Origin of the sequence: Pseudomonas pseudonitroreducens, assembly GCF_021603645.1 — a bacterium.
Classification (GTDB): Bacteria; Pseudomonadota; Gammaproteobacteria; order Pseudomonadales; family Pseudomonadaceae; genus Pseudomonas; species Pseudomonas pseudonitroreducens.
This window is the reverse complement of sequence record NZ_BQHJ01000055.1, coordinates 1-474: the sequence shown is the minus strand read 5'-3', so window position 1 is coordinate 474 and position 474 is coordinate 1. Positions and strand designations below refer to the sequence as shown.

General features: G+C 64.6%; 2 protein-coding genes. Both read right to left on the bottom strand.

Annotated features, from left to right (window positions below):
* On the bottom strand, positions 1–209 hold a 209-nt coding region (locus L6D89_RS32430), incomplete at its 3' end, for a hypothetical protein (protein WP_236202350.1).
* Positions 206–474: hypothetical protein (locus L6D89_RS32425; protein ID WP_236202349.1), on the bottom strand; the 269-nt coding region annotated here is incomplete at its 5' end. The genes L6D89_RS32425 and L6D89_RS32430, both read right to left, overlap by 4 nt.

The following is a 474-nucleotide window of genomic DNA, read 5'->3' as shown; positions in this document are numbered from 1 at the left end:
CGCACGATGGCGACGACAGAACCTGTGCGCCTGGCCTTCACGACCTCCCAGCTGGACTGCTCTGCGGGGTCGGCGCTGTTAGTCAGCGTGAGCAGGTAGTCCACGCCCGCTGTGAGCCGCGCGGCGGCCTCGGTACTGATTGGCAGTTGCAGCCCACCGAGTGCCAAAGGGGCCGTCAGGACTGCATCCAAGTTATTGAGGAACCTCATTTCTGCACCCCGTTCTTGAACTCAAAGGCCACAGGTACGTTGTTCGCGTCGACCATGTGGATTTTCTTGAGGCTCTTCCAGCGGGCCCAAATCAAGCCGTCAGTGGTGGGGACGAGCACGGAATCGAAATACTCGCGGGTGGCGGCATCGGGCTCCGTAAGCGGGCTTGCTATGCCCCCGCCAACTGGCGCTGCGGGCGCGGCGTAGTCGGCCCGGCTTCGCTGGCCTGCCAGTGCGCCCCGCTGGGGAACTTGCGACAGGCGCC